The organism is Idiomarina piscisalsi (assembly GCF_003987095.1).
GTDB classification, from domain to species: Bacteria; Pseudomonadota; Gammaproteobacteria; order Enterobacterales; family Alteromonadaceae; genus Idiomarina; species Idiomarina piscisalsi.
In genome coordinates, this window is sequence record NZ_PIQA01000013.1 from 1 (window position 1) to 14147 (window position 14147).

General features: G+C 47.7%; 15 protein-coding genes. 10 read left to right on the forward strand and 5 right to left on the reverse strand.

What is annotated here, in order from left to right:
• The first annotated feature begins 179 nt into the window (after window positions 1-179).
• Window positions 180-728 (forward strand): cytochrome b, encoded by a 549-nt coding sequence (locus tag CWI73_RS10805; RefSeq protein ID WP_126752793.1) that lies wholly within the window; start codon window positions 180-182, stop codon window positions 726-728.
• Window positions 729-730: 2 nt separating this feature from the next.
• Window positions 731-1312: a YceI family protein gene (locus CWI73_RS10810; RefSeq protein ID WP_053953476.1), complete on the forward strand. Its 582-nt coding sequence runs from the start codon at window positions 731-733 to the stop codon at window positions 1310-1312.
• 15 nt (window positions 1313-1327) lie between these two features.
• On the opposite strand, the gene CWI73_RS10815 is transcribed toward CWI73_RS10810, so the two are convergent.
• Genes CWI73_RS10815 through hemC form a run of 3 tightly spaced genes read right to left on the reverse strand, consistent with a single transcriptional unit; the run spans window position 1328 to window position 5305 of the window.
• Window positions 1328-2491 (reverse strand): heme biosynthesis HemY N-terminal domain-containing protein, encoded by a 1164-nt coding sequence (locus CWI73_RS10815; RefSeq protein ID WP_126752794.1) that lies wholly within the window; start codon window positions 2489-2491, stop codon window positions 1328-1330.
• Complete coding sequence (locus tag CWI73_RS10820) at window positions 2488-4380, reverse strand: uroporphyrinogen-III C-methyltransferase (protein ID WP_126752795.1); 1893 nt, start codon at window positions 4378-4380, stop codon at window positions 2488-2490. The genes CWI73_RS10815 and CWI73_RS10820 overlap by 4 nt, the downstream gene beginning before the upstream one ends.
• Window positions 4367-5305 carry a hydroxymethylbilane synthase gene (gene hemC / locus CWI73_RS10825; protein WP_126752796.1) on the reverse strand — a complete coding sequence of 313 codons (939 nt, stop codon included), beginning with the start codon at window positions 5303-5305 and terminating at the stop codon, window positions 4367-4369. Before hemC ends, CWI73_RS10820 begins: the two co-directional genes overlap by 14 nt.
• A gap of 90 nt (window positions 5306-5395) precedes the next feature.
• Between hemC and lptM the strand changes: the two genes are divergently transcribed.
• From lptM to CWI73_RS10860, 8 genes are all read left to right on the forward strand, one after another.
• Window positions 5396-5542 (forward strand): LPS translocon maturation chaperone LptM, encoded by a 147-nt coding sequence (lptM, locus tag CWI73_RS12605; protein WP_420843943.1) that lies wholly within the window; start codon window positions 5396-5398, stop codon window positions 5540-5542.
• Window positions 5539-6801: a diaminopimelate decarboxylase gene (gene lysA, locus CWI73_RS10830; protein ID WP_126752797.1), complete on the forward strand. Its 1263-nt coding sequence runs from the start codon at window positions 5539-5541 to the stop codon at window positions 6799-6801. Before lptM ends, lysA begins: the two co-directional genes overlap by 4 nt.
• A gap of 2 nt (window positions 6802-6803) precedes the next feature.
• Complete coding sequence (gene dapF, locus CWI73_RS10835) at window positions 6804-7631, forward strand: diaminopimelate epimerase (RefSeq protein ID WP_126752798.1); 828 nt, start codon at window positions 6804-6806, stop codon at window positions 7629-7631.
• A complete protein-coding gene (locus CWI73_RS10840; protein WP_053953471.1) occupies window positions 7628-8323 on the forward strand; it encodes a DUF484 family protein in 696 nt (231 codons plus the stop codon). The genes dapF and CWI73_RS10840 overlap by 4 nt, the downstream gene beginning before the upstream one ends.
• Window positions 8310-9206 carry a tyrosine recombinase XerC gene (gene xerC, locus CWI73_RS10845; protein ID WP_053953470.1) on the forward strand — a complete coding sequence of 299 codons (897 nt, stop codon included), beginning with the start codon at window positions 8310-8312 and terminating at the stop codon, window positions 9204-9206. The genes CWI73_RS10840 and xerC overlap by 14 nt, the downstream gene beginning before the upstream one ends.
• A gap of 18 nt (window positions 9207-9224) precedes the next feature.
• On the forward strand, window positions 9225-9935 hold the full coding sequence (locus CWI73_RS10850; protein WP_126752799.1) for an HAD-IA family hydrolase: 711 nt from the start codon (window positions 9225-9227) through the stop codon (window positions 9933-9935).
• A 93-nt stretch (window positions 9936-10028) separates the two neighbouring features.
• On the forward strand, window positions 10029-12200 hold the full coding sequence (gene uvrD / locus CWI73_RS10855; protein ID WP_126752800.1) for a DNA helicase II: 2172 nt from the start codon (window positions 10029-10031) through the stop codon (window positions 12198-12200).
• 74 nt (window positions 12201-12274) lie between these two features.
• A complete protein-coding gene (locus CWI73_RS10860; protein WP_126752801.1) occupies window positions 12275-12697 on the forward strand; it encodes an OsmC family protein in 423 nt (140 codons plus the stop codon).
• Here CWI73_RS10860 and rarD read toward each other — a convergent pair.
• Entirely contained in the window at window positions 12674-13606 is a 933-nt protein-coding gene (gene rarD, locus CWI73_RS10865; RefSeq protein WP_126752802.1) for an EamA family transporter RarD, read from the reverse strand. The genes CWI73_RS10860 and rarD overlap by 24 nt on opposite strands.
• 22 nt (window positions 13607-13628) lie before the next feature.
• A complete protein-coding gene (locus CWI73_RS10870) occupies window positions 13629-14093 on the reverse strand; it encodes a thioesterase family protein (RefSeq protein ID WP_126752803.1) in 465 nt (154 codons plus the stop codon).
• Window positions 14094-14147: the final 54 nt, after the last annotated feature.

The window sequence follows — 14147 nt, forward strand, 5'->3', positions numbered from 1 at the left end:
TCAGCTGATGCTGGGGGCTTTTTTTATGCCCGTATTCTGGGTGGGACTCCCATCACACCTGCTGCAATAGCATTCGGCTACTTCATTCTAATAAATCGAAGATCGCATCCCATTTATAATTAATTTCTAAAACGAAATATTGAACTAGACTATTTGTAAGTAAATAAGGAAAGGTTTCTATGTTTCGAAATACGTCAAAACGTTACGGACTAGTGTCTATTCTCATACACTGGCTATCTGCACTTATAGTTTTCGGGCTTTTTGCGCTTGGCTGGTGGATGTTGACGCTTACCTATTACGATCAGTGGTATCGTCTAGGGCCTTGGTGGCACAAGTCTTTTGGTATTTGCCTCCTTATTCTGACTGTTCTAAGGGTATTGTGGGTGATGGCAAATCCAAAACCAGCGGCTTTAGGTAATAAAATAGAAGTTATCGGCGTTAAATTGGGTCATGCCCTACTCTATCTACTGTTATTTACGGTCATGGTAAGCGGCTATTTAATTTCGACGGCTGATGGAAGCTCTATATCTGTATTTGACGTATTTTCTGTTCCGGCGACGTTAACGGACTTGCCAAGCCAAGAAGATACTGCCGGAGAAGTTCATTGGTACTCGGCATTGGCGTTAGTCATTTTAGCCGGAGGACATGGATTAGCCGCATTAAAACACCACTTTATAAACCGAGACACAACTTTAGTTCGTATGTTTGGAAAAACTGAGAGGAAATAGATATGAAAAAGACATTATTAGCAGCTGCAATTGCAGGTACAGCGATGTTTAGTACGTCAGCTTTAGCTGCGGATTATAAAATAGACACCGAAGGCCAACATGCCTTTATCGAGTTTAAAATTAGCCACTTGGGTTACAGCTGGCTCTATGGCCGTTTTAACGACTTCGAAGGCTCCTTTAGCTATGACGAAGACGCGCCTGAAAATGCGTCAGTCAATGTAACTATTGATACAGCAAGCGTCGATACTAATCACGCCGAGCGAGACAAGCATTTACGCGGTGAAGACTTCCTAAATGTGTCTGAGTTTCCACAAGCGACTTTTAAAAGCACCAAGTACGTGCCGGATAGCGACGATGACGGTGAAGGCACGTTGTACGGTAACTTTACGTTAAACGGCGTGACTAAAGAAATTGCTATTGAGATTGAGCATGTGGGTGCTGGTGAAGATCCTTGGGGCGGCTTCCGTCGTGGCTTTTCTGGCGAAGTCGACTTAACCTTAGCTGACTACAATATCGACTACAACCTTGGTCCGGCAGCTAAAGAAGTCGAGCTGGAGCTCTCGATTGAAGGCGTTCGCCAATAAGGAACGCCCTTTCAGTCAGTCTGCTAACGCTTGTTTATAAGCGTTAGCAGCTAATTGACTGTCTCCTAATGCATAATAAGCATCGCCCAGTAGGCGGTATGCTTTATCGTTCGGTTGAATATCGACGAGCTTCTTAAGCGCTCGTTGAGCCAGAGAATAGTCCTGATTATCTATTGCTATCAACGCAAAAGCGTATAAATAGTCTTTGTCATCTGGGTTTTGCTTCAACTTTTCTTGTACGAATTCCACAAGCTTTCCGTGCTTACCGTTGAACAACTTCAATGCGTTAACACCCGCCGGGTGTATATCTTCGCGCTTAAGCCCTTTTAATATTACTTTTGCAGACAGCTCTTGTTCACCTAGATGTTTTAAAGCTGCAGCATAAGCCAAACGAATGGTCGCATCGCTTCGTTGTTTGCTAGGTAACCCTTGCCAAGCATCCTTTAGCGTGTCGTTGCCATTACGGCCAACGGATACAAAGTAATCAAAGTAAACATCGTATTCCAGCCGCTCAAAATCAGCCGGACTTAACTCAGAGTGCTGTTTTAACTTGGGAAGCAGATCTTTTAGTGCTTTATAGTTTCCAGAGCCCTTAAACGCTGTTTTCGCTAAAAATGCAACATGGGCGGAGTCAGGGTGTTTGTTTAATAGGTCCTGGGCCGCTTTATCGGCATTATGAGGATCGTCGCTGACTTGCTGAGACACCTTAAGAATATTCAGCAATGTATCTGAGCCTTTAACAAAGCCTCCTGCTTCATCATGCCAGTACTGAGCTTTTCCTGTATCTTTGGCTAAACAGGCAGCTAAAGCGGCCATGGCTGCTGTTTCCGGAGCACCACGTTTTTTGTATGCAGCTGAAAACTTTAACGAGGCGTCTTCAGGGGAGTCATCCAGTAACAAACGAATACCTTCTTCGTAAAGCTGTTTGGCTTTTCTGTCTGAGCGATTCGAAAACCAAGCTGCGCCTTTTTGCGTTTTGTTCAATAGACGACGCAGGACAGATACGACCACGGTAGTAATTAAAGCGATAGCGACAAGGACAACGATAAGCCCTACAACAGTGGCTTCTATTGACCAACCTGCAAACTGGATGAGTACGTAACCGGCGTTACCAGACGCTGTAGGACCCAAAATAGCGCCAACAATTAGTAAAACAACGAGAGCAATTAACCACTTCATAGTGCATCCCCTTGCTCAATTGCCCGGCTTATAAAGTCTAACGACTCAAGCGAATCGACTGTTGAGCGTGTTTTCGGAGTCTGTTCAAGGCTCTTAAGTCTTTCGACCACATCGGAGGTTGCGGCATTGTCGCCTTTTACCAGCATAATTAACTGAGGCAACTGATTGACGTATCGTTTAAACAGCTCATTATTTCCTTTAAGGGCAGCATCTTGCGCTAACGTGAATGTCAGCGAGATACGTGCATTAATGGCCGCTCTGTGCGACTTGTTTAATAAGGGCTCTGGGTCTGCTTCGACAGGTTGAATGCGAATAAAGTTATCCAGAAAGTCATTCCAGTTCGACTCCAAATTGGCTTGCCAGTTTTTGCCAGTTGCCGAACTTTCGGAGTTTTCACCTTCAATACGGTATTCGTTGTTGATGTTGTCCGGTAATTTACTAATACGATCCTGCAAACCTATTAGCGTCATAACCACATCGGTGTTATCGACCGACGACAACGCACTGACTTTTTCGATATCTTTTGCAAGCAGTTCGCGGGTGCGCAAAGCCTCGCGGCTGTCCATACCTGAAAGCTGATTATCAGCTAAGCGAAGCAGTTTGCCGGCTAAATCGTAATCTTCCTGTATCCACAACATACGAGCCGCTGTTGCGAGCATTTGTTTTACTTCCAGCAGACGCCAGTGGGCTGCGCGATCTGCCGGACTTTGGCGCACTTCATCGCGCAGACTTTCTAAGTCAGAACGAAGTGCAACATAATCCTGGCGCAATTGTTGAGCTGAGTTAGATAGTTTGTTTAAGTCTTGAGAATTAGGCGTTTCCTGCAGCTGTTGTTCAAAACTGGCAAGCGACTGCTCCAGCTGTTGAAGCCTCGTTTCAAGTGGATCTTGCTTTTCTTCCGGTTCTGTCTTTGCCGGTTGCTGTTCAGACGACGTTACTTGTTGGTCATTGTCAGCTGAGAACAGTCCGGGGAAACGCGTATAGCCATAATAGGCCGCGGCGACAATCGCAATTAGTATAACAAGCCATAGCAACCGCTTGAAAAAGCGTCGGCTGCTTTTCTTAGCCGTGACGACCTCGTCTTTTTCCTGCTCTACCTGTGGCTCTACATTATTATCTTGTGTCGTTTCTTCGCTGTTCATGTGTGCGTTTCCGTTTGCTACAAGCGCATCTAGAATAATAGCATCCGATGCGCTTTCTGTGACTTCGATACTGTCTGATTGTTTAATAGGAATCAAACTTTTCAGGCGTTCACTGGGTACTATCCACTGGCAATTTTCCAGCCACGGGTTTGCGGACTCTGGTAATTCCGATAAAAAATGATTCAGTTGTTCAGCGCTGGTGACAACAATGGTATCGACAGAGGAAACCCAGTTATCCACAATGGAAGAGTCTGTCAGAGAAATAGGTTGCCGCTCGTATACTTCCCAATAGCTGACATCAGCGCCATTTTTTTTGAGGTGCTCAGCAAGTACTTCGCGGCCGCCTACGCCTCTTATTATTAACCATTTTTGTTCATGTACATTACTGAATTCTTCCAGTGCCAGCAGCCCTTCTGAACGGTGAGCAAAAGCCGGGCTGGTCACTGGCTCTTTTAGCGTATCGGCGGCGTATCTGGCAGTACCTGAACCAACAGCAAAGAAGCGACTCTTTTTCGGTTTGAAACCGTTATCCAATGCGTAATCAACAGCGGCCTTACTCACCAGGATAATACCGTCCCAGGTGGTTTCGTTAACGCGCTGCACCTCACTTTTATCCACTTGCTTGGGTGTTACCCGAACAAAACTGTGAATAAAGTGAGCTATACCCGCTTTTGTTAGCCCTTCAGATATGCGCTGCGCACGCTCTTCGGGACGTAACAATAAAACGGTCTTATTATTTTTCCGCATCGCTGTCATATACCGCTGACAAAATGTCACCTGCGCCTTTCTTAAGCAAGCGCTCAGCTAATTCGGTGCCAAGAGCTTCTGCGTCACTTGCAGGACCTTCTATTTCATCACGCAGTACTTGCTTTCCGTCAGGGTCTCCAACCAAGCCACGCAGATAAACATTGTCACCTTTAAGTTCCGCATAGGCACCAATAGGCACCTGGCAACCGCCTTCTAAACGACGGTTCATGGCTCGCTCTGCCAGCACGCGTGTACGTGTTTCCTGACACTGCAGAGGCTGAAGCAGTTGTTTCATGGCGTCATCGTCGCTACGACATTCAATACCTAAAGCGCCCTGTCCGTTTGCCGGCAATGACTGCTCTACGGGAATGAACGATGTAATGCGGTCACCAAGTTCCAGACGAATAAGCCCAGATGCAGCTAAAATAATGGCATCAAACTCACCGTCGTCGAGTTTGCGTAACCGTGTTTGTACGTTACCGCGTAAGTCCTTAATAACCAGGTGTGGAAACTGCTCCATAACCTGACAACGGCGGCGCAAACTACAAGTACCGACAACCGCCCCTTCCGGCATTTCATCTAAGTTGTTGTACTTACCTGAAACAAAGGCATCGCGCGGATCTTCACGTTCGCAAATAGTATGCAGCTCTAAACCGTCAGGAAACTCAACGGGTAAGTCTTTCATGCTGTGTACCGCAATATCGGCTCGACCCTCAAGCATGGCAACTTCCAGCTCTTTGACAAACAAGCCCTTGCCGCCAATTTTGGCTAATGGCGTATCGAGAATTACGTCGCCTTTTGTGGACATTGGTAAAAGCTCTACCGTGAGCCCCGGGTGTAGCTCTTCAAGACGCTGCTGAATGTGCTCAGCCTGCCATAACGCCAGCTTACTTTTACGTGTTGCAATTCTTACAGTTTGAGTCATGGTTTTCCTTACAACGCTTAATGACTTTTTCGGGCTCGGGTGCGATGATAGACACTATAGAACCCTTAAGAGAATAGTCATAGTTTAGCGATGTTTAGTCGAATTGTAATCAAGACGCTGGTATTAACCACGGTTTTTATGATTGTGGTCGGTTGTGGTCAAAAAGGGCCGCTTGAGCCAGCGCCAATGCCTGAAAAAAATGACGTGGAAACGATACCAACGGATACAGAAGAATGAGTGAGTCTATTTCTTACAAAAATAATCAGCTTCATGTTGAAGGTATCGGCTGCCAAAGCCTGGTCGAGCGATTCGGTTCACCTTTGTATGTGTACTCAAAATCTCAGCTGATGAATAACTGGCAGCAGTTTCAGCAACACTGGCCTAGCCCTCATAAACTGTGTTACGCGGTTAAAGCCAATAGTAACCTTGCGGTGCTGCAAGTCTTGGCTCACCAGGGGGCAGGGTTTGATATTGTGTCGGGCGGCGAGTTACAGCGTGTGCTGGCCGCCGGTGGTAAGCCGCAAAGCATTGTTTTCTCAGGCGTGGCTAAGTCAAAAGATGAAATTATATTGGCGTTGGAGACTGGCATTGGCTGCTTTAACGTAGAGTCTGAAGCTGAGTTGGAACGCATTCAGGATATTGCAGCGGCAATGAATAAGCAGGCACCGGTGTCGCTGCGCGTTAACCCAGATGTCGATGCGAAAACGCACCCATATATTGCGACTGGTATGAAAGCCAACAAATTCGGAATTGGCATGGCGCAATCAAAGGCGGTTTTCAAAAAGGCGGCTCAGCTGGTCAATATTCGCCTTATTGGTGCCGATTGCCACATTGGCTCACAAATTATGACGCCAGAGCCATTTTTAGACGCCGCCAAGCGCATGTTCGAGCTGCTCGTCGACCTTAAAAAAGACGGTATCGAACTGACACACTTAGATTTAGGCGGCGGTTTTGGTGTGTCTTATCAAAACGAGACGCCATTAGACAAAGCGCAGTACCTGACCGAACTGGTCGAAATGGCTAAAGACTTTCCCAACGTTACTCTAATGTTAGAGCCCGGCAGAGCCATAGCTGCGAATGCGGGGATACTTCTGACCTCTGTTGAATATATTAAACCGTCAGAAGATAAACGCTTTGTTCTGGTCGACGCTGGAATGAACGATATGTTGAGACCGTCGTTGTATCAAGCTTGGCATGACATTGTTCCGGTCAAAGAGAAAACTGACGATGCACCGCAAATTAGCGATATTGTCGGGCCTGTTTGTGAAACCGGTGACTTTCTGGGGCATGCGCGACATCTGAATGTTGCCCAAGACGATATTCTTGCGGTAAAACACGCCGGCGCTTATGGTTTCACTATGGCCTCCAATTATAATTCGCGTGGACGCCCTGCGGAGGTTATGGTCTCCGGGAGTGACGCACGTTTGGTCAGGGAACGTGAAAGCTTCGATGACCTTATTCGCGGCGAGCATTTGCTAGATAAGGATTACATCTAACTATGTTATTGCACTTTTCTAAAATGCACGGGCTCGGCAATGACTTTATGGTCGTCGACAATGTCACGCAGAATTTATACGTAAATCCTGATCAAATTCGCCAATGGGCAAGTCGCCATACCGGTGTGGGGTTTGATCAGCTGCTGTTGGTTGAGCCGCCATACGACCCGGATTTAGACTTTCATTACCGCATATTTAATGCCGATGGTAGCGAGGTGTCACAGTGTGGCAATGGCGCACGGTGCTTTGCGAAATTTGTGAAAGCTAAAGGCCTGAGTAACAAAAACCACCTTAAAGTCAGTACGAAAGCCGGGAAAATGGTTTTGCATTTGGAAAAAGACGGTCAAGTGACTGTCGATATGGGGGAGCCTTTATTTGAACCCGCGCAAGTGCCGTTTAAAGCGCAAAAAGCTGAGCAAACTTACGTGTTGCGCGTTAACGATGAAACCGTGATGTGTGGTGTTGTTGGTTTGGGTAACCCACATTGTGTTATCGCTGTTGATAGCGTTGATACAGCGCCAGTGGACACCCTAGGCGCAGCTGTCGCTGCGCATGAACGTTTTCCGGAGAGTGTCAATGTCGGTTTTATGCAGCAGCTGTCAGCCGATGAAATAAAACTTCGGGTATTTGAACGTGGCGTTGGTGAAACCCAGGCCTGTGGTAGTGGCGCTTGTGCCGCGGCTGTTGCAGGTATACAACAAGGCTTATTGAATGAGCGTGTAAAAGTATCGCTGCCAGGTGGTGACTTACTGATTCGCTGGCAACAAGGACAGCCTGTTAAAATGACGGGCCCGGCAGAGCTGATTTACGATGGACAAATGGTGTTATGAGTAACGAATTGAACTCGATGTTAAACGAAAAAATTGATGACAGCCTGATACGCGAGTATTTGCAGGAAAACCCGGACTTTTTCACGCGTAATGAGGACCTGTTAGCGCAGCTGCAATTTCGTCATAGCGAGAAAGGTGCCGTGTCGTTAATTGAAAGGCAGCAGCAAAAACTCAGACAGCGAGTTCAGCAGCTGGAAGAAGAAATTACTGAGTTGATGATTAATGCTCGCCGTAACGAGGCTATTTTTAACGCCTATAGCAACCTCTATGTTCAGTTACTGCGCTGCGACAGCCTGAGCGACGTGCTCTCACAATTGAAAAACACCTTTGAAAATGAACTCGATATGCCGGTGTTAACGCTCAAGTTTTTTGAAAGCCCGGTAGAGCTCGATGAACAATACACGTTTGCGTCTGATACTCATAAACAACTACTGAGTAAGCGTTTTAGTGACGAGTCGATCTACTTAGGACGGTTAACCGAGCAAGAACATAAGCTGCTGTTTAACGACGAAAGTATTCAGTCAGTAGCCCTGCTGTTACTGGGTGAAAACGGTGAGCTAGGCATGTTGGCCGTGGGAAGTAGCAGCGCGGGGCACTTTGAGCCGGCAATGGATAAGCTGCTTATAAAGCAGCTGCAAGCTCTGTTGGGTGCGGTTTTGCCAGAGCTTATTAAACGCCATGACGCTGCTTGAGTGGCAAGATAAGTGGCTACAGCAATTGCGCGGCGAGCGCGGTCTCGCCGAATTAACGCTTAAAAACTATCAACGGCTTATAGCGGCCGATCTTCAAGAGCTCGAGCAGCAAAAAATAACTGATGCTAAGCAACTGAGAGTGCCTGTCATAGAACGGTTGCTCGTCGGTTGGCGGCGTTCTGGTCTGGGCGAGCGCAGTATTGCGCTAAAATTGTCGGCGTGGCGCACATTCTGCCAGTTCCTTGTTGAGTCGGATGCTTTAGACGACAACCCCGCAAGTTCAGTTTCTGCACCGAAAGTGCCGAAAAGGCTACCTAAAAACCTTGATGTCGACAGTATCTCCCACTTACTGGATTTACCGGCTGACGACGAAATAGCCATTCGTGATGCGGCTATGATGGAGCTGTTATATGCCAGCGGTATTCGTTTGGCTGAGTTGGTGAGTCTGAACCGGGACGACATCGACCACCGTATGATGCAGTTAAGAGTGACCGGTAAAGGCAGTAAAACGCGTATAGTGCCTTTTGGTCGGTGTGCGGAGAAAGCACTGAAACAGTGGCTGAAAGTTCGCCAGGTGTGGCTTGCCGATAAACCCGAGTTGGCGCTATTTGTCAGTAAACGATTACAACGGATAAGCCCCAGAACGGTACAGCAACGGCTAAACTACTGGGGTAAGCAGCAGGGCATCGTCGGGGATTTACACCCTCATAAACTGCGTCACTCATTTGCATCGCACATGCTTGAAGCAAGCGGTGACTTACGTGCTGTGCAGGAAATGTTGGGCCATGCCAACTTATCCACAACTCAGGTGTATACGCACTTAGATTTTCAGCGACTGGCCAGCGTTTATGACAGTGCTCACCCCAGAGCCAGAAAGAAATAGTATTGGGAGTTTAACTTTATGCAGTTTTTCCGCCGTTGGCAGCCGCCTAAAATCATCAGCTTCGACCTGGATGACACGCTTTATGACAATGTACCGGTGATGCAAACTGCAGAGTATTCGGTGCAACAGTACATTGTGGACAAGTTTCCGGAAACCGCTGCGTGGGATGTCAGCCATTGGCGCCAGTTACGAGACAAAGTCAGTCAGAGTGACCCGGCGCTTGCCAGTGACATGACAGAGCTGCGCATTCGCACGTTACAGCATGGCTTAGAGCAGTTTGGTGTGGTGAATGCAGCGACCCATGCACACGACATTATGGATCATTTTCTACTTCACAGAAGTAACTTCGAGCCGCCAAAAGAAAGCCTTGAGCTATTGCAACAATTAGCCGAGCGATATGAGCTTATTGCGTTGAGTAATGGCAATGTGGATACGCGAAAAATAGGCTTGTCCGACTATTTCAGTTTAATCGTGCAGCCGGGAAATGGCGTTCGAGGTAAGCCATTGCCAGACATGTTTTTAAAGGCACAGCAACACTTCCCGGCGATTAAGCCAGAGGAGTTTCTCCATGTGGGTGACCACCCCTATTCCGATGTGCTTGGTGCGCAGCGGCATGGCTGGCAGTCAGTATGGCTGACCTCTGGTTTAGGGCGAGTACAACATCTGTCGATATTACCGACCGTCAAAATTGACCACTTAGCCCAGCTTACGTCGTTGCTGCTTTCGTAAAAGGTCCTGACACGACACTACTGGTTGCTTATACAGTGATTCGTTATTACACTGGCGGCAGATCTTTGAATTGAATACATCAGGTGAACGTTAATGAGTACACACCCTCTTCTGGCAGAACTGAATGAAAGGCAGCAGCAAGCTGTATCGGCACCCGACGGGCATATGCTGGTGCTGGCTGGCGCCGGAAGTGGTAAAACTCGGGTGCTGGTACACCGTATTGCCTGGCTCATTCAACAACAAAACTACTCTCCATTCAGTATCTTAGCGGTCACCTTTACCAACAAAGCGGCGGCGGAAATGCGTGGCCGGGTTGAGCAGCTAGTAGGCAGCTCCGTGCGAGGCATGTGGATTGGCACCTTCCATGGTTTAGCGCATAGGTTGTTAAGAGCGCACTATATGGATGTCGGGCTACCACAAAACTTTCAAATACTCGACAGTGATGACCAGCAGCGACTGATTAAACGCCTGATAAAAAGCCTCAACCTAGACGACAAGCGTTGGCCGGCAAAACAAGCGCAGTGGTACATCAACGGCAAGAAAGACGAAGGGTTACGAGCCGAGCATATCGAAACTTACGACCCAACCGAGCAGACACTGAAAGAAATTTACCAGCTGTACCAGGAAAGCTGTGACCGCGCTGGTTTGGTGGACTTTGCCGAGCTGCTGTTAAGGGCGCACGAGCTGCTGAGAAATAACCGTATTGTACGAGAGCATTACCAGAACCGCTTTCGTCATATTTTGGTGGACGAATTTCAGGATACCAACTCCATTCAGTATGCCTGGGTGAGGTTGTTAGCAGGCGCGCAGAACAGCGTGACTATTGTTGGTGATGACGACCAGTCTATTTACGGCTGGCGCGGCGCCAAAGTCGAAAATATTCATCAGTTCTTAGAAGACTTTGCCGGCGCACAAACCATTCGTCTGGAGCAGAACTACCGCTCAACCAGCACTATTTTGAAAGCAGCAAACTCAGTCATTTCTAATAACTCGGGCCGCCTGGGCAAAGACTTATGGACTGAAGGGAACGAGGGTGAGCCCATTAGCCTTTATGCGGGCTTTAACGAAATGGATGAAGCTCGTTATATAGTATCGCAAATCGAAGGCTGGCGAGATAATGGCAATTCGCTACAAGATGTCGCTATTTTGTATCGAAGTAACGCACAGTCGCGTATTTTAGAAGAAGCTTTGCTGCATGCAAGGCTGCCGTATCGTATTTATGGTGGTTTGCGCTTCTTCGAGCGTCAGGAAATTAAGGATGCGCTGGCTTACTTGAGAATTTTAGGTAACCGGGACGATGATGCTGCGCTTGAACGTGTCATTAATACCCCTGCCCGTGGCATTGGCGGACGCACCATGGACATTATTCGTCAGGCGTCACGGGAGCGCGCTGAGTCATTGTGGAACGCGGCTAAGTACATGGTGAACGAAAAACAGTTGGCCGGACGTGCACGAAACGCAGTAGGCAGCTTCCTCGACTTTATTGAAGAGCTTGATGATGAAACCGAAGAATTCAGCTTAGGCCGCTTAAGTGACGAAGTTATAAAGAAAAGCGGCTTAATGGCCATGTACGAGGCAGAAAAAGGCGAAAAAGCAGAAACACGGGTAGAAAACTTGAAAGAGCTGGTTACTGCGTGTGAGAACTTCACCCTGGATGACGCTGAAGAGGAAATGACGCCACTTAACGCGTTTCTGGCGCATGCAGCCTTAGAGGCGGGTGAAGAGCAAGCGGATGAGTATCAGGATGCTGTCCAGCTCATGACATTACACAGCGCAAAAGGTCTGGAATTTCCTTTGGTGTTCATGACGGGCGTTGAGGAAGGTATGTTTCCGTCGCAGCAGTCGATGGATGAACCGGGCAGACTCGAAGAAGAGCGCCGTCTTTGTTATGTAGGTATGACTCGGGCTATGCAAAAGTTAGTGCTTACTTACGCAGAGCAGCGTCGTATTTATGGTCAGGAGTTGTTTCACAGAATCAGCCGGTTTATTGCGGAAATCCCACCCGATACGCTACACGAAGTTCGTGCGCAAACCAGTGTTGAAAAGCCATCGAGTTACAGCCGCTTTAATAACGCGGCCAGCCACGAAGCTTTTGATCAGACCGGTTACACGCTGGGTCAGCGCGTTCGCCACCCGAAATTTGGGGAAGGCACCGTGCTCAATTATGAAGGTACCGGCCCGCAGTCACGTGTTCAAATTAACTTCGACAATGTGGGCAGCAAGTGGTTAGTTGTTGCCTACGCTCGGTTGGATCCTGTGTTCTAAGTGTAAAGTAGTGATCAAAAAGTGCATTTTTCAACTATGTTTATAGTACATACATGAAAATTTGGAGGTGCTTTATGAAACGCACTGCAAATGCACAGTGGAAAGGCAGTATTAAAGAAGGTTCAGGTGTTGTATCAACACAAAGTGGCATATTGGACAACACCCAATATTCGTTTAAAAGTCGCTTTGAAGACGGCAAAGGCACCAACCCCGAAGAGCTCATAGGTGCCGCTCATGCGGGCTGTTACGCCATGGCGTTTTCCTTAATGCTCGGAGAAGCGGGTTATGAGCCTGACAATATTGATGCAAAAGCAGAGGTCTCTCTGGTAGAACAAGACGGCGGCTTTGCGATTGATAAAATTCATCTAACGGTAAAAGCCAGTATTCCGGATATTAGCGAGGACAAGTTTCAGGAGTTGGCAAACAACGCCAAAGAAGGTTGTCCGGTCAGCAAGGTGCTAAACGCTGACATCTCAATGGATGCCAGCCTCAGCTGAAGCTAATTTCTTCGCTTTTCTATCTCGCTGGCGCTGTATAATAGAGTCAAAGCTATACAGTGCCAGTGCACTCCAGATAATAATAAATGTGACCAGCTTACTCTCATCCAGAGGCTCGCCGTAAATAGCGACCGCTAGTATGAACATAAGCGTTGGCGCAATGTACTGAAAAAAGCCTAAGGTCGCATAGCGGAGCCGTTGCGCGGCTGCGGTAAAGCAAAGCAGTGGAATGGTTGTCACTAAACCGGCTGCTACCAGTAATAAATTCAGCGTCCATGGGTTGGCCGTTAAGTCACTGGATGCCGAGCTGGCAAACCCGAACAAATAAATCAGCATAACCGGCAGTAATATGGCGGTTTCCAGCCACAATCCACTAATTGAGTCGACAGGCAAACGCTTACGAATAGCGCCGTAAGTGGCAAAGCTGGAGGCCAATGCCAAAGCAACCCAAGGCACCGAACCGAAGGTAATAACCTGAATAGCGACACCAACCACGGCTAAACCAATAGCAACCAGTTGCAGGCGACGCATACGCTCTGAGAAGAAAATCATGCCTATGGCCACATTCAGCAAGGGGTTGATGTAATAACCAAGGCTGGCGTCCAGCATGTGGTCGCTGTTAACTGCCCAAATAAACAAGAACCAGTTACCACCGAGCAGACAAGTGGCTAGAGTGAGCCGAATGACGAGCTTGCGGCTTTTTAAAATGGGGCGAATGCGGTCTAGTCGTTTCATAGCAACAATTAACACAAAGACCATCACAAAAGCCCAAATAATACGATGAGCGAGTATCTCAAAAGCCGGAACTTGCTTTACGAGTTTGAAGTAAACAGGAGCAACGCCCCAAAATGTGTAGGCAGCAAGTGCGAAGAAAACGCCCTGCCGGGCCCGAACAGCGTCATCGGACATACTGGCTTTCCTTAATCAGAGATTAACCGACCAGGTAGGTGCCGGTTCCAAAAGCGATGTGCGTGCCTTCCTCGTTATGCAGCTCCATACGAGCAACGGCCACTTTGTTTCCTGAACGAATAATAGTGGCACTGGCGATAAAGGTTTTACCTCGGCCTGGGCGAAGAAAATCAACACGCAAATCAATTGTACCACAACGGCTGAGACGCTCCATAAGGTAACTTTCGCTGGGGTCTTCTAAACGGTCAACCATGCCCGCTATCGCAACCAGGCCACCGGCGGTATCTAACGCTGTTGCAGTGACACCACCGTGCAAAATACGTTGTGGAACATTACCTAATAACTCGTCTTTCCATTGGAACTTTAGTTCGCCCCGGGCCGGGTTAAACTCCGTAATTTCGAAGCCAAGTAACTGTTGAAACGGCACCAGCGTGTTCATAAAGTCGGAAACTTTTGTCAGTATTGTTTGTGTATCCATTTTGGGCATGGTTATTAATGAACAGGACGCTTACAATAAGAGGATGTTACTTAATAAGTCAAT